Source organism: Bradyrhizobium sp. Ken64 (assembly GCF_055807555.1).
This window is the reverse complement of sequence record NZ_JBVVPA010000004.1, coordinates 308,343-331,992: the sequence shown is the minus strand read 5'-3', so window position 1 is coordinate 331,992 and position 23,650 is coordinate 308,343. Positions and strand designations below refer to the sequence as shown.

The 23,650-nt window shown below is 64.2% G+C and carries 18 protein-coding genes; 10 read left to right on the top strand and 8 right to left on the bottom strand.

The genetic code is table 11. From position 1 onward, the window contains the following. Positions 1 to 185: 185 nt before the first annotated feature. The 7 genes from glpK to AC0L2F_RS09675 form a co-directional block, all read right to left on the bottom strand. Positions 186 to 1,691, bottom strand: coding sequence for a glycerol kinase GlpK (glpK, locus tag AC0L2F_RS09705; protein WP_007605333.1), 1,506 nt, complete (start codon positions 1,689 to 1,691; stop codon positions 186 to 188). 222 nt (positions 1,692 to 1,913) lie between these two features. Beyond that, positions 1,914 to 2,687, bottom strand: a complete 774-nt coding sequence (locus AC0L2F_RS09700) for an SDR family NAD(P)-dependent oxidoreductase (protein ID WP_063994661.1) — start codon at positions 2,685 to 2,687, stop codon at positions 1,914 to 1,916. 144 nt (positions 2,688 to 2,831) lie between these two features. After that, positions 2,832 to 3,974, bottom strand: a complete 1,143-nt coding sequence (pimD, locus tag AC0L2F_RS09695) for a pimeloyl-CoA dehydrogenase small subunit (protein WP_473248232.1) — start codon at positions 3,972 to 3,974, stop codon at positions 2,832 to 2,834. Between the two features lie 132 nt (positions 3,975 to 4,106). Further along, the gene (gene pimC / locus AC0L2F_RS09690) at positions 4,107 to 5,297 is read right to left on the bottom strand and encodes a pimeloyl-CoA dehydrogenase large subunit (protein WP_007605328.1); all 1,191 of its coding nucleotides are present in this window, start codon (positions 5,295 to 5,297) and stop codon (positions 4,107 to 4,109) included. 158 nt (positions 5,298 to 5,455) lie between these two features. Next, entirely contained in the window at positions 5,456 to 6,643 is a 1,188-nt protein-coding gene (locus AC0L2F_RS09685; protein WP_007605326.1) for an acetyl-CoA C-acyltransferase, read from the bottom strand. After that, positions 6,640 to 8,334, bottom strand: coding sequence for a dicarboxylate--CoA ligase PimA (gene pimA, locus AC0L2F_RS09680; RefSeq protein WP_473248231.1), 1,695 nt, complete (start codon positions 8,332 to 8,334; stop codon positions 6,640 to 6,642). The genes AC0L2F_RS09685 and pimA overlap by 4 nt, the downstream gene beginning before the upstream one ends. A gap of 205 nt (positions 8,335 to 8,539) precedes the next feature. Next, positions 8,540 to 10,636 (bottom strand): 3-hydroxyacyl-CoA dehydrogenase NAD-binding domain-containing protein, encoded by a 2,097-nt coding sequence (locus tag AC0L2F_RS09675; protein ID WP_473248230.1) that lies wholly within the window; start codon positions 10,634 to 10,636, stop codon positions 8,540 to 8,542. Between the two features lie 128 nt (positions 10,637 to 10,764). On the opposite strand from AC0L2F_RS09675, the gene AC0L2F_RS09670 reads away from it, so the two are divergent. From AC0L2F_RS09670 to AC0L2F_RS09625, 10 genes are all read left to right on the top strand, one after another. Then, positions 10,765 to 11,631 carry an IclR family transcriptional regulator gene (locus tag AC0L2F_RS09670; RefSeq protein WP_007599713.1) on the top strand — a complete coding sequence of 289 codons (867 nt, stop codon included), beginning with the start codon at positions 10,765 to 10,767 and terminating at the stop codon, positions 11,629 to 11,631. Between the two features lie 66 nt (positions 11,632 to 11,697). Next, positions 11,698 to 12,495 (top strand): ABC transporter ATP-binding protein, encoded by a 798-nt coding sequence (locus AC0L2F_RS09665; protein WP_007599710.1) that lies wholly within the window; start codon positions 11,698 to 11,700, stop codon positions 12,493 to 12,495. Beyond that, positions 12,492 to 13,205, top strand: coding sequence for an ABC transporter ATP-binding protein (locus tag AC0L2F_RS09660; RefSeq protein WP_007599709.1), 714 nt, complete (start codon positions 12,492 to 12,494; stop codon positions 13,203 to 13,205). The genes AC0L2F_RS09665 and AC0L2F_RS09660 overlap by 4 nt, the downstream gene beginning before the upstream one ends. A gap of 12 nt (positions 13,206 to 13,217) precedes the next feature. Next, positions 13,218 to 14,096 (top strand): branched-chain amino acid ABC transporter permease, encoded by an 879-nt coding sequence (locus AC0L2F_RS09655; RefSeq protein WP_007599708.1) that lies wholly within the window; start codon positions 13,218 to 13,220, stop codon positions 14,094 to 14,096. 2 nt (positions 14,097 to 14,098) lie between these two features. Further along, positions 14,099 to 15,115 carry a branched-chain amino acid ABC transporter permease gene (locus AC0L2F_RS09650; RefSeq protein WP_007605316.1) on the top strand — a complete coding sequence of 339 codons (1,017 nt, stop codon included), beginning with the start codon at positions 14,099 to 14,101 and terminating at the stop codon, positions 15,113 to 15,115. 31 nt (positions 15,116 to 15,146) lie between these two features. Further along, on the top strand, positions 15,147 to 16,382 hold the full coding sequence (locus tag AC0L2F_RS09645) for an ABC transporter substrate-binding protein (RefSeq protein ID WP_007605315.1): 1,236 nt from the start codon (positions 15,147 to 15,149) through the stop codon (positions 16,380 to 16,382). A 120-nt stretch (positions 16,383 to 16,502) separates the two neighbouring features. Continuing rightward, a complete protein-coding gene (locus tag AC0L2F_RS09640) occupies positions 16,503 to 17,729 on the top strand; it encodes an ABC transporter substrate-binding protein (protein WP_473248229.1) in 1,227 nt (408 codons plus the stop codon). A gap of 239 nt (positions 17,730 to 17,968) precedes the next feature. Next, on the top strand, positions 17,969 to 19,198 hold the full coding sequence (locus tag AC0L2F_RS09635; RefSeq protein WP_063994653.1) for an ABC transporter substrate-binding protein: 1,230 nt from the start codon (positions 17,969 to 17,971) through the stop codon (positions 19,196 to 19,198). A gap of 192 nt (positions 19,199 to 19,390) precedes the next feature. Beyond that, on the top strand, positions 19,391 to 20,674 hold the full coding sequence (locus AC0L2F_RS09630) for a glycerate kinase type-2 family protein (RefSeq protein ID WP_473248228.1): 1,284 nt from the start codon (positions 19,391 to 19,393) through the stop codon (positions 20,672 to 20,674). 218 nt (positions 20,675 to 20,892) lie between these two features. Beyond that, entirely contained in the window at positions 20,893 to 22,989 is a 2,097-nt protein-coding gene (locus AC0L2F_RS09625) for a putative bifunctional diguanylate cyclase/phosphodiesterase (RefSeq protein WP_473248227.1), read from the top strand. 60 nt (positions 22,990 to 23,049) lie between these two features. Here the strand turns inward: AC0L2F_RS09625 and AC0L2F_RS09620 are convergent, their stop codons facing one another. Further along, entirely contained in the window at positions 23,050 to 23,571 is a 522-nt protein-coding gene (locus AC0L2F_RS09620) for a MarR family winged helix-turn-helix transcriptional regulator (RefSeq protein WP_007605305.1), read from the bottom strand. Between the last annotated feature and the right edge of the window lie 79 nt (positions 23,572 to 23,650).

The following is a 23,650-nucleotide window of genomic DNA, read 5'->3' as shown; positions in this document are numbered from 1 at the left end:
GGTCGCTGTCGCGGCAGGCTGAGGCCGCCAGCGGTCCAAGGCAATTTAGCTCGGTGGTTATGGGTCCTGGCTTTCGCCAGGACGACGGCGGAGTTTGTGGATAGGCTTCATTCACCACGGCGTCAGGGTAATCGCTTCCAGAGAACCCCGGATTTCGCTGCGCTCCATCCGGGCTACGAGACGGCCTACCCCTCCCCCTCGTCGCTCGCGAGCACGCCCTTCACTGCCCTCGTCCAGCCCGCCAGCTTCCGCTCGCGCGTCGCCTGGCTCATGTTGGGCTTGAAGCGGTGCTCGAGGCGCCAGTTGTCGGCGAATTTTGTTGGTTCGGGATAGACGCCGGCCTGGAGACCGGCGAGATAGGCGGCACCTAACGCGGTGGTCTCCTGGATCACGGGGCGGTCGACCGGTGCGTCCAACAAATCGGCGAGGCGCTGCATGGTCCAGTCCGAGGCGGTCATGCCGCCGTCGACGCGCAGCACGACGCTGGCGGTTTCCGAGCTCGGCCAGTCCGCGCGCATCGCGGCCCACAAGTCAAAGGTCTGGTAGCAGACGCTTTCGAGCGCGGCGTGGGCAAGCTCGGCCGGGCCGGTGTTGCGGGTGAGGCCGAACAGCGCGCCGCGCACGCGCGGATTCCAGTAGGGCGCGCCCATGCCGACGAAGGCCGGGACGAGATAGACGCTCTGCATGGTGTCCGACTGATCGGCAAGAGGTCCGGTCTCGGCGGCGTGCTTGATGATGCCGAGGCCGTCGCGCAGCCACTGCACTGCCGAGCCCGCGACGAAGATCGAACCTTCGAGCGCGTAGGTGCGTTTGCCACCGAGCTGGTAAGCGATGGTGGTGAGCAGCTTGTTCTTCGAGGCCACCGGCGTGGTGCCGGTGTTGAGCAGGGCGAAGCAGCCGGTGCCGTAGGTGGATTTCATCATGCCCGGACGAAAGCAGGCCTGGCCGATGGTCGCGGCCTGCTGGTCGCCGGCGATGCCGGAGATCGCAATGGCGCCGCCGAACAGGTCCGGCGTGCTCTCGCCGAAGCGGGCGGAGGAATCCTTCACCTCGGGCAGCATCGAGCGCGGCACGCCGATGATCTCCAAGAGCTCGTCGTCCCACTGGCCGGTGTGGATGTTGAACAGCAGCGTGCGCGAGGCGTTGGTGGCGTCGGTGGCGTGCACCTTGCCGCCGGTGAGGCGCCACAGCAGATAGCAATCGACGGTGCCGAACATCAATTCGCCGCGCGCGGCACGCGCCCGGGCGCCGGGGACGTGGTCGAGAATCCAGGCGACCTTGGTGCCGGAGAAATAGGGATCGATGATCAGGCCGGTCTTCTGCGAGATCACGGGCTCGCGGCCGTCGGCTTTCAGTTTCGCGCAGATGTCGGCGGTGCGGCGGTCCTGCCAGACGATGGCACGGTGCACGGCCTGCCCGGTGGCGCGGTCCCACACGACGGTGGTCTCGCGCTGGTTGGTGATGCCGATCGCGGCGATGTCCTTGGGCCCGATGCCGGCCTGCGCGATCGCCTCGCGGCAGACCGTCACGGTCGAGGTCCAGATGTCCTCAGGCTCGTGCTCGACCCAGCCCGAGGCGGGGAAATGTTGCGGAAACTCGGCTTGCGCCTTCGCCGCAATGGAAATGTCGCCGCGGAACACGATCGCGCGCGAGGAGGTGGTGCCCTGGTCGATGGCGAGGACGAAAGACATGGCGGCGAACCTTGGGGTTTCTTTGGCGCTGTCCCGGCGTTGTCCGGTGATGGGAGATTGTGTCGGCTCAAAGGGAGCGGATTAGGGCGGGAAGGTCAAGACGGCTGTCCTCCCACCCTCCCCTGGAGGGGCAGGGTGGGCTTGCATGCAGCGAAGCGACCCTCCCCCTCCAGCGGAGGATAAGTGAAACGCGCCCGGCGTACAATTAAAGTAGAGCAGGAGTTACGGCGCCGCCGTGGTCACGCCACCGTCGATGACGATCGTTTGTCCCGTCATGAAGCTCGACGCGTCGGAGGCGAGGTAGGCGACCGCGCCTGCGATTTCGTCGGGTTCGCCGATGCGGCGAAGCGGGGTGGTGGCGGTGCGGCGTTTCAGATTCGCTTCGTCCTCCCACAGCGCGCGGGCGAAGTCGGTCTTGACGAGGCCGGGCGCGATGCAATTGACGCGAACGCCTTTCGGGCCCCATTCGCCGGCGAGCGAACGACACAGCGCGAAATCGGCGGCCTTGGAGATGCCGTAGGCGCCGATCACGGTCGAGCCGCGCAAGCCCCCGATCGAGGAGATGATGACGACGGAGCCGTTGCCGCGCTCAGCCATCTGCGGGATCGCCAGCGCGGAGAGCCAGATGTTGCTCTTGACGTTCGAGCCCATGATCTTGTCGAAGGCCTCGTCGGTGATGTCGAGCAGCGGGCCGTAATACGGATTCACCGCGGCGTTGCAGACGAGGATGTCGATCTTGCCGTAGTGCTTGGTCGCACCCGCGATCAGCGCCTCGACCTCCTGCTTGCGCGCGATGTTGCAGGGGATGACGGTGGCCTCGCCGCCGGCCGCCTTGATGCCGTCGGCGACGTCCTGGCAGGCGTCGGCCTTGCGCGAGGAGACCACCACTTTGGCGCCGAGCTTTGCGAGCAGTTCGGCGGAGGAGCGGCCGATGCCGCGGCTGGAGCCGGTGACCACGGCGACCTTGCCGGTGAGATCGAACGGGGTGTCTTTCATTGTTGTTGCTCCGTTGAGGCCACTTGCTCAGTCGTCATCGCCCGGCTTGACCGGGCGATCGTATTCCAGAGACGGCGCGGCTAGAACCGAGAAGCTGCGGCGTACTGGATCCCCCGCTTTCGCGGGGGACGACAGCTGCCGCGGCTAGATCAACCCGCCACCGTCCGCCACGCGGCGCTGGTGATAGTCGGTGTCGCCGAACGAGTTCTCGATCATGGTCAGGCGCTTGAAGTAGTGGCCGATCTTCGCCTCCATGGTCATGCCGATGCCGCCGTGGAGCTGGATCGCCTGCTGTCCCACGAACTTCAGCGACTTGCCGATCTGCACCTTGGCCGCGGCAACGGCGTTGCTGCGCTCCTTGGCGTCCTCGAAATCAACAGCCATGGTCGCGAACATCGACATCGATCGCGCCTGCTCGGCGGCAACGAACATGTCGGAGGCGCGGTGCTGCAGCGACTGGAACGAACCGATCGCGACACCAAACTGCTTGCGCGTCTTGATGTACTCGACTGTTGTCTTCAGAGACTCGTCCATCAGGCCGACCGCTTCGGCGCAAAGCGCGATGCGGGCTTCATCGACCACACGCTCGATCAGCGCGAGCGAATCGTCGGGATTGCCGAGCGCCGCATCGGCACCGATCTCGACGCCGGTGAAGGTGATGTCGGCGGCGTGCAGGCCGTCCTGGGTCGGATACGACTTCCTGGCGACGCCCTTGGCATCGGCCGGCACCAGGAACACGCCGATGCCGCTCTTGTCGCGGCGCTCGCCCCTGGTGCGCGCGGTCACGATGAGGGTGTCTGCGTTCTCGCCGTTGAGCACGACGAACTTCTCGCCGTCGATGACCCAACCCTCACCCTTCTTCTTCGCCGTCGTGGTGACGTCGAAGAGATCGTAGCGCGAGTTCTTCTCGAGCTGGGCAAAGGCGAGCGTCTTGCTGCCGTCGACGATGCCGGGCACATGCGCGGCCTTCTGCGCATCGCTGCCCGCATGGCGCAGGAAGCCGCCGCCGATCACGACGGTTGCGAGATAAGGCTCGAGCACCAGTGCCTTGCCGAGCGCCTCCATCACGATCATGGTCTCGACGCCGCCGCCGCCGAAGCCGCCATCGGCCTCCGCGAAGGGCAGACCGAGCAGGCCCTGCTCGGCGAGCTTGCCCCAGACGGTCCGGCTCCAGCCGCCCTTCTCCTTCATGTACTTCTTGCGACTCTCGAAATCGTAGGAATCGGTCAAGAGGCCGTCGATGCTTTCCTTGAGAAGCCGTTGCTCCTCGTTCAGATCAAAATCCATGTTCTTTGCTCTCCGGTATCGATGTCGTCATGCCCGGCCTTGTGCCGGGCATCCACGTTCTTTCGTGGCGCTAGGCGTGGATGGCCGGGTCAAGCCCGGCCATGACGGTGAGTGCGTGTTGATAGTGTACGATCAAAGCCCCAGCACCGCCTTGGCGATGATGTTGCGCTGGATCTCGTTGGAGCCGCCGTAGATCGAGACCTTGCGGTTGTTGAAGTAGCTCGGCGCGATCTGGGCGGTCCAGTCCATGGCTTCGTTGGAGCCGTCATCGCCGTGCACGTCATAGGGTGCTGCGAACGGACCGATCACCTCCATCAGCAGCTCGGTGGTGGTCTGCTGGATCTCGGAGCCCTTGATCTTCAGCACCGAGGAAGCCGGATTGGGCTTGCCCTTGCCATGCTTGCCTTCGTCGGCGACGACGCGGAGCTGCGTCAGCTCGAGCGCCTTGAGCTCGATCTCGCAGGCCGCAAGCTTGTCACGGAAGGCCGCGTCCTGGATGATCGGCTTGCCGCCGGATTCGACCTTACCGGCGAGATCGCGGATGCGGCGGAGCCGCTCCTTGGAGACGCCGACCCGGGCGATGCCGGTGCGCTCATTACCGAGCAGGAATTTCGCGTAATCCCAGCCCTTGTTCTCCTCGCCGATCAGGTTCTCGTAGGGCACTTCGACGTCGTCGAAGAAGACCTCGTTGACCTCGACGCCGCCGTCGATGGTCTGGATCGGGCGCACGGTGACGCCCTTGGACTTCATCGAGAACACGATGAAGGAGATGCCCATCTGCTTCTTGGCGGTCGCATCGGTGCGGCACAGGCAGAAGATCATGTCGGCGTGCTGGGCGAGCGTCGTCCAGGTCTTCTGGCCGTTGATGATCCACTTGTCGCCCTTGCGCTCGGCCTTGGTCTTGAGCGAGGCGAGGTCGGAGCCGGAGCCGGGCTCGGAAAAACCCTGGCACCACCAATCGTCGACATTGGCGATGCGGGGCAGATACTGCTTCTTCTGCTCTTCATTGCCGAAGGTGTAGATGACAGGACCGACCATGCTGACGCCGAAGGCGAGCGGCTGCGGCGCCGGATAGGACTGCAGCTCCTCGTTGAAGATGTAGTGCTGCACGGAGGTCCAGCCGGTGCCGCCATATTGCTTGGGCCAGTGGCTGACGCCCCAGCCCTTCTTGTTGAGGATGCGCCACCACGTCACCATCTCGTCCTTCGAGAGGTGGCGGCCCTCGACCAGCTTGCGCCGCGTATCCGGCGGCACGTTGTCGCGGAAGAATGACCGCACTTCCTCGCGAAACGCCTGCTCTTCTTTCGTGAATGCGAGATCCATCGGATCCTCCTACCCTTGTCGTCCCGGCGAAGGCCGGGACCCATAACCACCGGCCTTCGTTGTCTTGCGAAGGCCATTATCGTTTGGGCGCCAAACTCCTGCTGCGGAGTATGGGTCCCGGCTCCCGTGCGCAATTGCGCACTAGGCCGGGACGACGGTTACTGCAACACCTCAAAAAGCCCCGCCGCGCCCATGCCGCCGCCGACGCACATGGTGACGACCGCGTACTTCGCCTTACGGCGGCGGCCCTCGATCAAAGCGTGGCCGGTGAGGCGCGCGCCCGACATGCCGTAGGGATGGCCCACAGCAATCGCGCCGCCGTCGACGTTGATCTTGTCGGGGTCGATGCCGAGCTTGTCGCGGCAATACAGCACCTGCACCGCGAAGGCTTCGTTCAGCTCCCACAGGCCGATGTCGTCAACGGTCAGGCCATGACGCTTGAGCAGGCGCGGCACGGCGAACACCGGGCCGATGCCCATCTCGTCCGGCTCGCAGCCGGCGGAGACGAAGCCGCGGAAGATGCCGAGCGGGTTCAGCCCGCGCTTTGCCGCTTCCTTGTCGCTCATGATCACGGAGGCGCTAGCCCCGTCCGAAAGCTGGCTGGCATTGCCGGCGGTGACCGAAAAACCGTCGCCGCGCACGGCCTTGAGGCCGGCGAGACCTTCAGCGGTGGTCTCGGGGCGCGGGCCCTCGTCCTGCGACAGCGTGACGTCCTTGAACGAGACCGCACCGGTCGCCTTGTCGGTCACCGCCATCTTTGTGGTGATCGGCGCGAGTTCGTCCCTGAACTTGCCGCCCTGCTGGGCCGCAGCCGTGCGGCGCTGGCTCTCCAGTGAATATTCGTCCTGTTTCTCGCGCGAGATGCCGTAGCGCTTGGCCACGATTTCGGCGGTGTCGATCATGGGCATGTAGACCTCGCCCTTGATCTCGAGCAGCGCCGGGTCCTGCGCATGGAAGCCGTTCATCTTGTCGTTCTGCACCAGCGAGATGGACTCGCCGCCACCGCCGACCGCGATCTCGACGCCGTCGAAAATCACCGAACGTGCGGCGAGCGCGATCGCCTGCAGGCCCGAGGCGCATTGCCGGTCGATGGTGGTGCCGGCGACGGTGACGGGGAGACCGGCACGGAGCAGCGCCTTGCGCGCGATGTTGCCGCCGGTCGCGCCCTGCTGGAGCGCTGCGCCCATCACGACGTCCTCGACCTCCCTGGGGTCGACCTTGGCGCGCGCGACGGCTTCGCCGATGGCGTGGCCGAGCAGGGTTGCGCCCTCGGTGGCGTTGAGCGCGCCGCGATAGGCCTTGCCAATCGGGGTGCGGGCGGTGGAAACGATGACGGCGTCGGTCAAGAGCGATCTCCTGATGCAAGTCGGGTGGCAAGTTGGGCGGATTGTGATGGTTTCTGCTGCTGGCGCAACTCATGGCGCGACAGCTTTCCTACCGGCGTGCGCGGCAGATCGTCGACGAATTCGACCTCCGCCGGCAATTCGTGCTTGCCGAGCTTGCCGGCGAGCTGCGCGCGCAGCTCGTCGAGCGAGAACGGCTTTGCGTCCGGCTTCAGCTTGATGAAGGCTTTGGCGGCCTCGCCGCGATACGAGTCGGGAATGCCGAGCACGATCACCTCGTGCACGCCTGGTAGGGTGTAGATCGCCTGCTCGATCATCTGCGGATAGACGTTGAAGCCGCCGGAGATGATCATATCCTTCTTGCGGTCGACCAGGAAGAAATAGCCGTCGCTGTCGACATAGCCGATGTCGCCGGTGATGAAGCGGCCGTCGACGAAGGCCTCCGCGGATCCCTCGGGCCTGTTCCAGTAGCCTTTGGTGACGTTCGGGCCCTTGATGCGGATTTCGCCGACTTCGCCCGGCGGCAATACGCGTGTCGGATCGTCCAGCGCGACGACGTCGAGTTCGATGCCGGGCAGCATCAGGCCGATCGAGCCGGGCTTGTCGGGACCGGTGGGCGGATGGCCGGTGCCGGGCGAGCAGGTCTCGGTCATGCCCCAGCCGCTCTTGAGCTTCTTGCCGACCTTGCGCTCGAAGAAACTCGCGATCTCCACCGGCAGCGGCGCGCCGCCGGAGCCGATGGTGGCCAGTGAGGAGAAGTCGCGCTTGTCGAGATCTGGGAGCGCTGCAATCGCAATCCACATGGTCGGCACGCCCGGGAAATAGGTCGCGCGCTTGATTTCGATGTCGCGCATCACCGCTTCGACATCGAAACGCTGAAGCAGCGAGATCAGATAACCGCGGCTGAGCGAGGACAGCAGCACGACCGTGAGCGCATAGATGTGGAACAGCGGCAGCACGCAGATCACGCGCTCGACGACGTCGCCGCGCGCGGCTCGGGACGGCTTGCCCCAGACGTCGTAGATCGACACGGCCGAAGTGAGATTGCCGTGGGTCAGCATCGCGCCCTTGGGCAACCCGGTGGTGCCACCGGTATATTGCAGCAGCGCGACGTCGTCCGCCGTCACCGACGGCCACTGCGCTGGCGCGGTGGCGCCCTCGACGAAGGTTTTGAAGGTGACGATGCGGGGATCATCGGGGATCGGTGCCTGCGGCGTGCCGACCTTGCCCCAATTGTCGTCCTCGCAGACGACCAGGCGATCGATCAGGCCCTTCTCCAGGAATTTCAGCGCGGTCGGCAGCAGCGCCGCGAGGTTGGAGGTGACGAGCAGGCGCGAACCGGAATCGGAGACCTTGTGCGTCAGCGCGATTTCGCCGTCGAGCGGTGAGAGATGCGCGACGCGGGCGCCGGCCTTCAGCGCGCCGAAGAAATTGACGGGATGGTCCGGCGTATTGCCGAGGAACAGGGCGATGGACGTATTCTTGCCGTAGCCGGCGCGCAGGAACGCGGCAGCCGCACGCTCCGCCATCGCGGCGAGTTCGGTGTAGCTGATCGGACGATCCCGGAATTCCAGCGCGGTGCGCGGTCCGTACTCGGCGGCGGCTTTTGCCAGCAGGTCAGGCAACGAACCCTGGACGATGGTGTCGTCCCAGCGCACGCCCTCGGGATAAAACTGTTCGCCGGGATGGGTCATTAACGATCAATGCTCTGCAAACGTAAGGCGGGTACGGACAGACCGGCTCCCTTCCCCCTTGTGGGGAAGGGTTGGGGAAGGGGGTGCCACGAACTCGGACCTCGCCCGGGGCTACCCCCCTCCCTGACCCTCCCCCACAAGGGGGGAGGGAACGGAGAGAGCCTTGCCCTGGCAAAGGTGTTCGCAATCACCGAGCCCAATCCAATCACGCGGCTTTCGAGCCGGCCGCGAGCGAGGCGAAGGTCTTGCCTTCGGCTGCGAGCTTCTTCAGCAGCGGCGCGGGCTCGAGGCTGGGGTCGTTGGTCTCCTTGGCATAGAAGGAGAGACGATCGGCGATGTGCTTGAGGCCGACGGTGTCGGCCCAGAACATCGGGCCGCCGCGGTAGATCGGCCAGCCATAGCCATAGAGCCAGACCACGTCGATATCGGACGGGCGCACGGCGATACCTTCTTCCAGGATCTTCGCGCCCTCGTTGATCATCGGATACATCATGCGTTCGAGGATCTCGTCGTCGCTGACGACGCGCTTCTTGCGGCCCAAACGAAGCAGGGTCTCGTCGATCAGCTTCTCGACTTCCGGATCGGGCAGCGCCGAACGGGAGCCGGCCTCGTATTTGTAATAGCCCTTGCCGGTCTTCTGGCCGAAGCGGCCGGCTTCGCAGAGCGCGTCGGCAATCTCCGACTTGATGCCGCGGTCCTTGCGCGAGCGCCAGCCGATGTCGAGCCCGGCGAGGTCACCCATCGCGAACGGCCCCATCGGCATGCCGAACTTCGTCACGACGGCGTCGACCTGCTGCGGCAGCGCACCTTCGAACAGCAGCTTTTCGGACTGCTTGCCGCGCTGGGCCAGCATGCGGTTGCCGACAAAGCCGTCGCAGACACCGACCACGGCCGGCACCTTTGCGATTTTGCGTGCGATGTTGACAGCAGTCACCAGCGCATCCGGCGCGGTCTTGTCGGCGCGCACGATCTCGCACAATTTCATGACGTTGGCGGGCGAGAAGAAGTGCATGCCGAGCACGTCCTGCGGACGCCTGGTCGACTTCGCGATCTCGTCGATGTTCAGGTACGACGTGTTGGAAGCGAGCACGGCGCCCGGCTTGACGTATTGGTCGAGCTTGCCGAACACTTCCTTCTTCACTGCCATGGTCTCGAACACGGCTTCGATGACGAGGTCGGCGTCGCCGACGTTCTCGATGCCCACGACGCCGTTGATCAGCGCCATGCGCTTGGCGGGCGCGTCCGCCGGGATGCCGCCGCGCGCCGCGGTCGCTTCCCAGTTCTTCTGCATGATGCCCATGCCGCGCTTGAGCTGCTCCTCGCCGGTCTCGATCAGGGTGACGGGAACGCCGGCATTGGCGAAGGACATCGCGATGCCGCCGCCCATCGTGCCGGCGCCGAGGATGGCGACGCGGTTCACGGGCCGCGGCTTGGTCCCTTCAGGAACGCCGGCGATCTTGCTGGCCTCGCGCTCGGCGAAGAAGGCATAACGCTGCGCCTTGGACTGATCGCTGGCGACGAGCTTGAGGAAGCCCTCGCGCTCCTTCTTGAGGCCTTCGTCGAACGGCAGGTCGATGGCGTAGCCGACGGCGTCGGCCGCCGCGAACGGCGCTTCCAGGCCGCGCGACTTCTTGGTCATGGCGGCGACTGCATTGGTGAAGATCGAGCGGTCAGCCTTGGCCGACGCGATCTTGGAGTCGTCGTCACGCAGGCGGCGCAGCGGACGCTTTTCAGCCAGCAGCTTTCGTACGAAGGCTTCGCCTCCGGCGGCCGGGCCCTCGACGATCTCCTCGATCAGACCGTTCTTCAGCGCTTCCGCCGCACCGATCGGATCACCGCCGACGATCATCTTGACCGCGAGCTCCGGTCCGACTGCGCGCGGCAGGCGCTGGGTGCCGCCGGCGCCCGGCAGCAGGCCGAGCTTCACCTCGGGCAGGCCGAGCTTGGCTTCCTTCACCGCGACGCGGAAATGACAGGCGAGCGCGACCTCGAGGCCGCCACCGAGCGCGGTGCCGTGGATCGCGGCCACGACCGGCTTTGGTGAATTCTCGATCTCGGAAAGCACGTCGTTGAGGGCGGGCGGCTTCGGCGGCTTGCCGAATTCGGTGATATCGGCGCCCGCAATGAAGGTGCGGCCGGCACAGGTCAGCACGATGCCCTTGATGGCGGGATCGGCGACCGCGGCCTTGATGCACTCCAGAATTCCGCCACGAACCGCGGCGCTCAGCGCGTTGACCGGAGGGCTGTCGACCGTGACGATCCCGACTTCGTCATGACGCTCAAGCTTGACCACTTCGCTCACGGTGTCCCTCCTTGGTGGGGTAACTTTTGTTCAATTTCGCATTGCGGAATTTAATTCCGCATCTTGACGGCAGGGTTATTTTGAAGCACGTGGCTTGTCAACGACTCCGCGCAAGAAGCAGATCAGGGATGAAGCGTACAGGAAAGAAGACAGCGACCGACCGGAATTTCGTCGTCGCGCTTTCCCGCGGACTCGACGTATTGCGCGCATTCCAGCCCAGCGACGGACTTCTTGGCAATCAGGAAATCGCGGCCCGCACCAATTTGCCCAAACCGACCGTTTCGCGGCTGACCTATACGTTGACGAAGCTCGGCTATCTGACGCCGGTTCCCCGCTTCGAGAAATATCAGCTTGCGCCGGCCGCGATGGCGCTCGGCTACGCCGCGTTATCCAATCTCGGCGTTCGGCATTTGTCCGAACCGTTCCGCGAGGAAATGATGCGTGCGACCGGCGGAGCCGTTGCCGTCGGCGGCCGCGACCGTCACAGCATGATCTATTTCGGGCAAAGCCGCGGCAGCGAGACGGTCGGCGTTCAACTTGACGTCGGCTCCCGCGTGCCGATTGCAACCAGCGCGATGGGCCGTGCCTATTTCTGGGCGCTCGAGGAGAACGACCGGGCGGAACTGTCTCGTGTCTTGCGCGAACATTACGGCAGCCGCTGGCCGAAGATGCGCGACGGTTTGGAACGCTCAGGCGAGACGGTCGCGAAATACGGATTTGCGATTTCGGTCGGCGACTGGCACGACGATATCGGTGCTGCCGGCGTCGCGCTCAGGCTCAACGACGGAACCGGTCCCTACGCATTCAATTGCGGCGCGCCGGCATTCCGCTTCACGGAAGAGCGTTTGATCAACGACATTGGACCGCGTCTGCTTGCGATGGTAAGGAACATCGAAGCGGCACTTGGGGGTCTGATGCCGCATTCCAAAAAAGACGTCAGCAAAAAGCTGAAATCAGGAGGGAAAGTTGCGCGTGTGGCCGAGGGGATCAGATAGCCTTTGTCGTCATCGGGAGCGGTTCACATCGCCCCTTCGCTCACTGAACACAGTGGGCGAGACGAGATGACGCAGGCACAGCTCGCGCAGGGAACATCGCCCCTGCTCGCGGTTCGCGACGTCAGCGTCGTGTTCGGCGGCATCGTCGCGCTCAACGGCGTGTCCTTTGACATGCACAAGGGCCAGATCCTCGGCTTGATCGGCCCTAACGGCGCCGGCAAGACCACGCTCTTCAACTGCCTCTCGCGGCTCTACCAGCCGTCGTCCGGCGACATCCTGATGGAGGGCGCGAGCATCCTGACCCGCCCGCCGCACCGGATCGCGGAGATCGGCATCGGCCGCACCTTCCAGAACGTGGCGCTGTTTCCGAATTTGTCGGTGATGGACAATGTCCGCGTCGGCACCCATGCCCGCACCTCCAGCGACATCATCAGCGACTCGCTGCGGCTGGCTTGGGTTCGCCGCAGCGAGAGCGACGTCAACAAGAAGGTGCATGAGATCCTCGCCTATCTCGACCTCGAGGACGTCGCCCACACCGTCGTGTCGGGCCTGCCGTTCGGCACGCAGAAGCGCGTCGAGCTGGCGCGCGCTCTCGCTGCCGATCCGAAGATCCTGCTGCTCGACGAGCCCGCCGGCGGCCTCAACCACGAGGAAGTCTACGTGCTCGGCGACCTCATCCGCCGCATCCGCGACGAACGCCATATGACCGTGCTGCTGGTCGAGCATCACATGGGCCTCGTGATGTCGATCGCCGACCACGTCGTCGCGCTGAATTTCGGCAAGAAGCTCGCGGAAGGCACGCCGGCCCAGGTGCAGGCGGATCCCGACGTCATCAAGGCCTATCTCGGGAGCAAGGACCAATGACGACGCTGCTCAACGTCAAGGACCTGCGCGCCTATTACGGCCAGGTCCAAGCGCTCCACGGCCTGTCCTTCTCGCTCAGCGAGGGATCGCTGACCACGCTGCTGGGGGCCAACGGCGCCGGCAAGACCACCACGCTGCGCGCGATCTGCAACATGGTGCGCTCGACCGGCGGCATCGAGTTCGACGGCAAGCCGCTGAACAACCGCTCCACGGAGAGCATCGTGCGGTTCGGCATCGCCCATGTGCCGCAGGGCCGCGGCACCTTCACCACCATGACGGTGGAGGAAAACCTGCAGCTCGGCGCAATCACCCGCAAGGACAGCGCCGGCATCGTCTCCGACATCGAACGCATGTATGCGCATTTCCCGGTGCTCAAGCAGCGGCATACCCAGCAGGCCGGCACGCTCTCGGGCGGCGAGCAGCAGATGCTCGCGGTCGCCCGCGCCCTGATGCTGCGGCCGCGGCTGATGCTGCTGGACGAGCCTTCGTTCGGCCTGGCGCCGCTGGTGGTGCGCGACCTGTTCGGCATCCTCGGCAAGATCAATCGCGAGGACAAGGTGTCGATCCTGGTGGTCGAGCAGAACGCCCAGCTCGCGCTCGAGCTCGCCGACCAGGCCTATGTGATCGAGACCGGGCGCATCGTGATGTCGGGCAACGCCAAGGACATCGCGAACAACGAAGAAATCCGCAAATCCTACCTGGGTTACTGAGGAGCCGGCACGATGGAGCTGTTCACCAACCAAGTGCTGGCCGGCATCGCCACGGGCGCGATCTACGCCTGCATGGCGCTCGCCGTGGTCATGATCTACCAGGCGATCGACCACCTCAACTTCGCGCAGGGCGAGATGGCGATGTTCTCGACCTTCATCTCCTGGCAGCTGATGCAATGGGGCATCCCCTATTGGGCCGCCTTCGTGATCACGCTGGCATTGTCCTTTGTCGGCGGCATCGCGATCGAACGCATCCTGTTCAAGCCGCTCGCCAAGGCGCCGGTGCTGACCAACGTCGCCGGTTTCATCGCGCTGTTCGCGATCATCAACTCCTCGGCCGGCCTGATCTGGGACTTCACCATCAAGCAGTATCCGACCCCGTTCGGCTCCTCGCCCTTCCTCGGCAGCCAGCTGATCTCGACCCACCAGGCCGGCATGATCGGCGTTACCGTGCTGCTGCTGCTCGGCCTCTACTTCTTCTTCCAGTACACCAAGATCGGCCTCGCCATGCGCGCGGCCGCCTCCGTGCCTGAATCGGCGCGGCTGGTCGGCATCAACACCAGCTGGATGATTGCGCTCGGCTGGGGCATGGCGTCCGCGATCGGTGCGATCGCCGGCATGCTGATCGCACCGGTCGTGTTCCTCGAGCCCAACATGATGGGCGGCGTGCTGATCTACGGCTTTGCTGCGGCGGTGCTCGGCGGACTGACCAGCCCGTTCGGCGCCGTGGTCGGCGGCTTCCTGGTCGGTGTCTTCGAGAACCTCGCCGGCACCTACATTCCCGGCGTCGGCAACGAGCTGAAGCTTCCGATCGCGCTCGCGCTGATCATTTCCGTCCTGGTCGTCAAACCCGCTGGCCTGTTCGGCCGGCAAATCGTCAAGCGAGTTTGATCATGAGCGCTGCAGAAGACGTCGTCACGGAAGCCACGGCAGTCGAGGCGGTTCCGAAGCGGGCAATGACGCTGGGCACGGGCACCTCCCTGTTAGTGCTGGCGGTGCTGTTGGTCGTGCCGATGTTCGTCAAGAACTTCATCATCTTCCAGATGACGATGCTCCTGATCTACGGGCTCGCGGTGCTGGCCTTGAACATCCTGACGGGCGGCTCCGGCCAGTTCTCGCTCGGCCAGAGCGCCTTCTACGCCGTGGGCGCTTATACCTCGGCGGTGCTGATGGAATACTTCAACGTCAACTATGCGCTGACAATTCCGATTTCCGCCGCGGTCTGCTTCGGATTCGGCTACCTGTTCGGCAAGCCGGCGCTGCGGCTGTCGGGCGTCTATCTCGCGCTCGCGACCTTTGCGCTTGCCACCGCGATGCCGCAGCTGCTGAAGCTGAACTTCCTCGAGCACTGGACGGGCGGCGTGCAGGGCCTCGTCGTCACCAAACCCGACGCGCCGTTCGGGTTGCCGATGTCACAGGACACGTGGCTCTACTACTTCTCGCTTGCCGTCGTGCTCGCGATCTACATCTTCTCGGTGAACCTGCTGCGCTCCCGGTCGGGCCGCGCCTTCATGGCGATCCGCGACAACGAGATCGCGGCCTCCTCGATGGGCGTCAACGTCGCACTGTACAAGACGCTGGCCTTCGGCGTGTCCGCCGGCATCACCGGCGTTGCCGGCTCGCTTGGCGCCATCGCCGTGCAGTTCGTCGCGCCCGACAGCTACACGATCACGCTCGCGATCTCGCTGTTCCTCGGCATGGTCGTCGGTGGCGTCGGCTGGCTGCCCGGCTCGTTCGTCGGCGCAGCCTTCATCATCTTCGTGCCGAACATGGCGGAGGGCATCTCCAAGGGCCTCTCCGGCGCCGTGTTCGGCGTACTCCTGTTCGCCGTCATCTACCTCGTGCCGCACGGCGCGAGGCAGATCGCGATCATGGGCCAGCAACTCGTCGGCCGGCTCAGAAACAACTGACAACCCTTTGATTCAGCCAAGGAGACCCGAATTGCTTTTTGAAAGAACACTGCGAACCGCTGCGCTGGTAACGGCAACGGCGGTCATCACTCTCACCTCGGGCGCCGCATTCGCCCAGAAGAAATATGACACCGGCGCCTCCGACACCGAGATCAAGATCGGCAACATCATGCCGTACAGCGGTCCGGCGTCGGCCTATGGCATCATCGGCAAGACCGAAGAAGCCTATTTCAAGATGATCAACGACAAGGGCGGCATCAACGGCCGCAAGATCAACTTCGTCACCTATGACGACGGCTATTCGCCGCCGAAGGCCGTGGAGCAGGTCCGCAAGCTGGTCGAGAGCGACGAAGTGATCGTCGTGTTCAACCCGCTCGGCACGCCCTCGAACAGCGCGATCCAGAAGTATTTGAATGCCAAGAAGATCCCGCAGCTGTTCGTCGCCACCGGCGCCACCAAGTGGAACGACCCGAAGAACTTCCCCTGGACCATGGGCTGGCAGCCCTCCTACCAGAGCGAAGCGCAGATCTACGCGAAATGGCTGTTGAAGGAGAAGCCGGACGCCAAGATCGCGATCCTCTATCAGAACGACGATTTCGGCAAAGACTACCTCAAGGGCACCAAGGACGGCCTGGGCGCCAAAGGCGCGTCCATGATCATCATGGAAGAAAGCTACGAGGTGTCCGAGCCCTCGATCGACGGTCACATCGTCAAGATCAAGGCGGCCAATCCCGACGTCCTGCTGATCTACGCGACGCCGAAGTTCGCGGCCCAGACCATCAAGAAGACCGCCGAGCTGAGCTGGAAGCCGCTGCAGATCCTCACCAACGTGTCGATCTCGGTCGGTAGCGTGATGAAGCCGGCCGGCTTCGAGGCTGCGCAGGGCGTGCTGTCGGCGGCCTATGCCAAGGACTCCACGGACCCGCAGTGGGCCAACGACCCCGGCATGAAGAAGTGGAACGAGTTCGTCGACAAGTACATGCCGGGTGCCGACAAGTCCGACACCAGCATGGTCTATGGCTACGGCGCCGCGTCGACGCTGGCCAAAGTCCTGGAGACGTGCGGCGACGATCTGACCCGGGCCAACATCATGAAGCAGGCGGCTTCGTTGAAGGACTTTGCACCGGACACCCTGCTGCCCGGCGTCAAGATCAACACCGGGCCCACCGACTTCGCCCCGATCGCGCAGCTTCAGATGCAGCGCTTCAAGGGCGAGAAGTGGGAACTCTTCGGCGAGATCATCAGCGGCGACATCGCCACCGAGTGACGCCCTGACGCCATAGTCCGACACATCGAGAGGCCCCCGCGAACGATCGCGGGGGCTTTTTGTTGACGTCCCGCATCAATCTTGTTCAATGCGGCGGCGATCCGTTCCGGGTGGAGAAAGATGACTGCCGTTCGATTTCAGGTTGCGGGCGTTCTGGCTGCATTCGCGTTGTGCACTGCGATGAGCGGCCCAGCCCTGGCGCAGAAGAAATATGATAGCGGCGCTTCCGATACCGAGATCAAGATCGGCAACATCATGCCCTATAGCGGCCCGGCCTCCGCCTATGCGGCGATCGGCAAGGCCGAGGAAGCCTATTTCAACAAGATCAACGCCGAGGGCGGCATCGGCGGCCGCAAGATCAAGTTCATCTCCTACGACGACGGCTATTCGCCGCCGAAGACGGTGGAGCAGGCCCGCAAGCTGGTCGAGAGCGACGGGGTGCTGCTGATCTTCGGCTCGCTCGGCACCTCCACCAACGGCGCCATTCGCAAATACATGAACGAGAAGAAGGTGCCGCAATTGTTCGTGGCGAGCGGCGCTTCGAAGTGGAACGATCCAAAGCAATATCCCTGGACCATGGGCTGGCAGCCGAGCTACGCCAGCGAGGCACGCATCTACGCCAAGTACATCATGAAGGAGAAGCCGGACGGCAAGATCGGCGTGCTCTACCAGAACGACGATTTCGGCAAGGACTATCTGAAAGGGCTGAAGGAAGGCCTCGGCCCCAAGGCCTCGATGATCGTGCTGGAGGACAGCTACGACACTTCGGAGCCCGCGATTGACGAGCATGTCGTGAAATTGAAGGCTTCCGGCGCCGACATCTTCGTCAGCATCACAACGCCGAAATTTGCAGCGCAGGCGATCAAGAAGGCGGCCGAGATCGGCTGGCATCCGGTCCACATCATCTCCAACGTTTCGGCCTCGGTCGGCGGTGTGCTCGAGCCGGCGGGGCTCGAGATCTCGCAAGGCATCCTGTCGGCGACCTACACCAAGGACGGCTCCGACCCGCAATGGAACGCCGACGACGGCATGAAGAAATTCTACAATTTCGTCGCGCAGTACGATCCCAAGGCCAACAAGCTCGATGCCGGCGTGGTGTTCGGCTACGCGGCCGCGCAGACAATGGTGAAGGTGCTGCAAATGTGCGGCGACGACCTCACCCGCGACAACGTCATGAAGCAGGCCGCCAGCCTGAAGGATTTCGAGCCCGACACCCTGTTGCCCGGCATCAAGATCAACACCGCAGCCGATAATTTCGCTCCGATCGAGCAGCTCCAGATGATGCGGTTCAAGGGCCGGAAATGGGAGCTGTTCGGGGACATCATCTCGAGCGAGCTCGGCCACTGAAGCCGCGCAACTCAAACTCGCTCCTGATCTGTTCATCAACTCAGACGGATGCACCTTCTCGCAGTCGCACACGAGCGCGCCCCCATCCCTGACTACTAAAGAAGCAGCCCCTGCCCCCCCGCCGCGGGGGCTTTCTATTGAAGGCACCAGGTAAATCGTATTGAATTGCGGTTGCGTCACCAAGAACAGGCAACACAAGAAAAGGGACGCGCACACACCAAGAAAATAGGGAGATAGGAATGCCCGCTGTCACCGGCAAACTTGCGGCCGCGTCACTCGCGCTCGCGCTCATTGCGGCCTCGGCCTCCACTGCATCGGCCCAGAAGAAATACGATACCGGCGCGACCGATACCGAGATCAAGATCGGCAACATCATGCCCTACAGCGGACCGGCCTCCGCCTACGGCATCATCGGACGGACGGAAGCGGCCTATTTCAAGAAGATCAACGACGAAGGCGGCATCAACGGCCGCAAGATCAACTTCATCTCGTACGATGACGCCTATTCGCCGCCGAAGACTGTGGAGCAGGCGCGCAAGCTGGTCGAGAGCGACGAGGTGCTGTTCATCTTCAACTCGCTCGGCACGCCGCCGAACTCGGCGATCCACAAATACATGAACTCGAAGAAGGTGCCGCAGCTCTTCGTCGCCACCGGCGCCACCAAGTGGAACGACCCGAAGGATTTCCCCTGGACCATGGGCTGGCAGCCCAACTACCAGAGCGAGACGCAGATCTATGCGAAATGGCTGCTCAAGAACAAGCCGGATGCCAAGATCGCCGTGCTGTTCCAGAACGACGATTACGGCAAGGATTATCTCAAGGGCCTAAAGGACGGCCTCGGCGCCAAGGCCGCGTCGATGATCGTCATGGAGGAGAGCTACGAGACCTCCGAGCCGACCATCGACAACCACATCGTCAAGCTGAAGTCGACCGGCGCCGACGTCTTCATGAACATCACGACGCCGAAATTCGCGGCGCAGGCGATCAAGAAGAATGCCGAGATCGGCTGGAAGCCGCTGCACTTCCTCAACAACGTCTCGGCCTCGGTCGGCAGCGTGCTCAAGCCTGCCGGTTTCGAGAATGCGCAGGACATCATCTCCGCGGACTATCTAAAGGACGTGTCCGATCCGGAGTGGAACAATGATCCCGGCATGAAGGACTTCCTCGCCTTCATGACGAAGTACTTCCCGGACGGCGACAAGCTCGACCATGGCACCATCGTCGGCTACGGCGTCGCGCAGACGCTCGTCCAGGTGCTAAAGCAGTGCGGCGACGATCTCACCCGCGCGAACATCATGAAGCAGGCCGCGAGCCTCAAGAACTACCGGACCGAGGTGCTACTGCCGGGTGTCCAGATCAACACGTCTGCAACCGACTTTGCACCGATCAGCCAGCTTCGGCTCGAACGGTTCAAGGGCGAAAAGTGGGATCTGTTTGGTGACGTGATCAGCGCCGACGTCGGCGGCTAATCGCCTGATACCCACGACGATGAAACCCCCTGCGCTGATCCGCAGGGGGTTTTTGCTTGCGCGTCGATTATGATCACGCGATTGCACAATCGAATGATGGCAAAGCCCGCTTACGCTTTGGCGCATGATGCGGTAGGCAGGTGAGCGGCGCGTTTGCCGCCAGTCTTTTCTGTCCGCTCAAGGCCCTTCGTCATGACCGACCGACGCCCCCTGCTCCGCGCGCTCTACGACGCCGCCGTTGCCGCCGCTCATCCGAGCACGATTCTGGCGCCGCACCTGCGGCCCGCGCCGAGGGGACGCGTGATCTGCCTCGCCGCCGGCAAGGGCGCGGCCGCGATGGCCGCCGCCGCCGAGCGGCATTACCTCGACACGCTCGGGCTCGCACCGGAGCGCCTGGTCGGCATCGCCACCACCCGTCACGGCTACGGCGTGCCGACCCGCCGCATCCGCGTGGTCGAGGCCGGCCATCCCGTGCCTGACGAAGCCGGCCTGAAGGGCGCGGCCGATACGCTCGCGCTCGCAGCCGAGGCCGGGCCGGACGATTTGCTCTTGGTGCTGCTCACCGGCGGCGGCTCGGCGAACTGGATCGCGCCCGTGGACGGCATCAGCTTCGCGCAGAAGCAGGCGGTCAACAAGGCTCTGCTGCGCTCCGGCGCGCCGATCGGCGAGATGAACGTCGTGCGCAAACACCTGTCGCGGATCAAGGGCGGCCGGCTGGCGCGCGCGGGCAAAAATGCCGCCGAGATCGTGACGCTCGCGATCTCCGACGTGCCGCATGACGACCCCTCCGCGATCGCCTCCGGTCCGACCGTGCCCGATCCAACCACGCTCAATAATGCGCGCGCCATCGTCGCCAAATACAAGCTCGACATCGACGATGCCGTGCGCCGCGCGCTGGACGACCCCGCCAACGAGAGCTGCAAGCCCGGCGACGCCGCGTTCGCGCGCGCGCATTTCGAATTGATCGCACGTCCGAAGCAATCGGTCGACGCTGCGGTGAGGCTGGCGCATGAGGCCGGTTACGAGACGATCGATCTCGGCGCCGACCTCGAAGGCGAGGCCCGCGAAATTGCCGCCGATCACGCCAAGCTGGCGCTTCAGGCCCGCGCGCAGGGCAAGCGCGTCGCGATCCTCTCCGGCGGCGAGCTCACGGTCACCGTGCGCGGCAATGGCCGCGGCGGCCCGAACCAGGAATATGCGCTGGCGCTCGCCGGCCTCTTGAAGGACACGCCTGACATCTCCGCGCTCGCCGGCGACACCGACGGCGCCGATGGCGGTGCCGGCCATCCCACCGACCCCGCCGGCGCGCTGGTTGACGCGGCGACGTTCGCGAAGATGACGGCGCAGGGGCTGCAGCCGCAAGTCTATCTCGACAACAACGACGCGACGGCGTTCTTCGAGGCGACGGGCGACCTGTTGCTGCCGGGGCCCACGCTGACCAATGTGAACGACATCAGGGTAATCCTGGTCGACTGACACGGCGGCATCGCCGTCCCGCCGGCGCCGCGCGCGTTCGGCTGGACGACATGGTTAACGATCTCTGATTCTCGCCGGCGTTCTCTTTTCCAGAGGCGGCATCGCCGCCTTTAACCTCGCATTCGCCGCAGTTTCAGGAACATGTCCCGAAACTGGACGAATTGTTGGGCTGATTCACCACCGCCTGCTCTAATCGCGTCGTCCCGGGGGCAACGCGCATGGCGGAAAGTGATCAGGAGGTCGCAAGCATTGATCCGCTCGTGCTCGGCGAGCTGCTCAAATGCGCCGCCAATAATCTGTGGCTTGGGATCATCCTGTTTGGCAGCGACCGCAGGGTCATTTTCTGCAATCCGCGCTACCGCGAGATGTACGCGCTCTCGCCCGACCAGGTGCACCCGGGCACGCCGATCAAGGACCTGATCGAGCATCGGCTCAAACTGGGCCTGAACATCGGCGGAGAAGCCGGCGCCTATGTCCGCGCCCGCACCGAGGGTTCGGTCGTCAGCGAGCAGACGGTCCAGCAGTTCGCCGATGGACGAATCATCGCCTACACCATCCATCCCCTGCCCGACGGCGGCGGCATGGCGACCCACGAGGACATTACCGAGCGCGAAGAGCTCAGTGCGCGGCTACGGGAGCGCAATTTTCAGTTCGACATCGCGATCAACAACATGTCGCACGGACTCTGCTTCTTCGACGCCGGCCATCGGCTGGTGGTGTGCAACACGCACTTTATCGAGATGTACGGCCTGCCGCCAGACCGCGTTCGTCCGGGCACGCCGCTCCAGGAGATCCTCGACCTGCGCTACGAAGTCGGCAGCGTGCCCGCGATGACGCGGGAGGAATACGCCAAATGGCGGACCGATGTCGCGACGTCGGCCGAGGCCATGGACAGCATCGTCGAGATGCGGAACGGGCGAACCTTCAAGATCAGGCACCGACCGATGCCCGATCTCGGGTGGGTCGCGACCCACGAAGACATCACCGAGCAGCGCAAGGCGGAATTGCAGATCGCGCATATGGCGCACCACGACGCGCTGACGGATCTCGCCAATCGCGCCCTGCTCGGTCAGCGCCTCGAGCAGGCCCTCGAACAGGGCGGGATGTTCGCGATCCACCACATCGACCTCGACAAGTTCAAGGCCGTCAACGACACCCTGGGCGATCAGGCCGGCGACATTCTGCTGCAGGATGTCAGCCGCCGCCTCAAGCTGCTCGCCCGCGACAGCGATACCGTCGCGCGCATGGGTGGCGATGAATTCGTGATCCTCCAGTCGCCGATTTCCGATTCGCGCGAAGCTGACCTGCTGGCGCGCGATGTGGTCAGCACGCTGAGTGCTCCGTTCGGGCTCGACCGACATCAGGCTATTGTGGGCGCGAGCATCGGAATCGCCATCGCGCCCGGCGACGGCTCGACGCCCGAGCAACTCCTGCACAATGCCGATCTGGCCCTGTATCGCGCGAAAAGCGACGGCCGCGGCATGCACTGCTTCTTCGAACCGGCCATGGGCGAAGAAGCGCAAAGCCGCCGCGCGCTGGAGCAGGACCTGCACAACGGCCTTGCCGCCGGCGAGTTCGAACTGCACTACCAGCCGGTCGTGAAGAGCGACGGCGGCGAGATCAGCGGCTTCGAAGCCTTGATCCGTTGGCGACATCCACGGCGCGGACTGGTCGCGCCGAACAGCTTTATCCCGCTTGCGGAAGAGATCGGCCTGATCGTGCCGATCGGCGAATGGGTGATCCGGCAGGCCTGTGCCACTGCAAGCCGGTGGCCGGACCATCTGCACGTCGCCGTCAACATCTCGGCGGTGCAATTCCGCCAGCCGGGCCTGACGGAGGTGATCGTCGGCGCGCTCGCGGCCTCCGGCCTAGATCCGCGGCGGCTGGAGATCGAGATCACGGAAAGCGTTTTGCTGCAGGACAGGAACGGGACGCTGGCGACGCTGCACCAGCTCCGCGCGCTGGGCATCAAGGTCGCCATGGACGATTTCGGCACCGGTTATTCGTCACTGACCTATCTGCAATGCTTCCCCTTCGACAAGATCAAGATCGATCGGTCTTTCGTCAGCGGCGTGGAAAACAATGCGGCATCCCTCAGCATCGTGCGCGCGGTGGCGGCACTGGCGCGCGGAATGGGCATGACGACGACGGCGGAGGGCGTGGAGACCGAGGAGCAAAGGGACCGGATCGCAGCGGAGGGCTGCACGGAAATGCAGGGCTACTTGTTCAGCCCTCCGTTGCCCGCCGAGGAAATCGAGCGCCGTTTCCTGTTTGAGAAAACACCTGCCAGGCCCGACCGGTTCGCGGCGGCGTAACCGCCGCCAGCCCGCCTGCGATTCCGCGTTCGATGCTCCGTCGCCGGAGCAATGAATCCGTCAAAACTCGTTGGCGATCTTCGAGAGCATCCCGAGCAGGGCTTCGCGGTTGGACGGCCCGAGCAGCTCGTTCAGCCGGGCCTCGTGCTTGGTGGCGACGAGCTTCTTGGCGCGGGCCAGCACGGCCTTGCCCTTGTCGGTCAGCACCAGGATGTGCGAGCGGCGGTCGTTGGTGGAGCGGATCCGCGCACAAAGGTCGCGGCTCTCGAGATTGTCGAGCATCGCCACGAAGTTCGGGCGCAGGATGCCGAGGGTAGAGGCGATCTCGGTCTGGTTACGGCCGGGGTTTTTCTCGACCAGCAGCAGCACGGAGAACTGCGCCGGCGTTAGCTGGAGCGAGGCCATGCAGCGCAGAAAGTTCTCGAACACCTTGAGCTGTGCCCGCTTCAGGACATAGCCGAGCTGCTCCGAGAGTTCGCCCAGCTGGAGGGCTTCGCCAGGCCCGTCGGCCGCGTCCTTGCGGCCCTTGGCGGTCTCGGCGGGTTTTTCAGAGGACTTTTCAGCGGTTTTGGAAACGGTCATCGCCTCATGCTCGTAATCCCGCTAAGTTCGGGAGGGTCGTCCGTCACCCTTGAAGTTATATTTGATAATTGTTATGGAC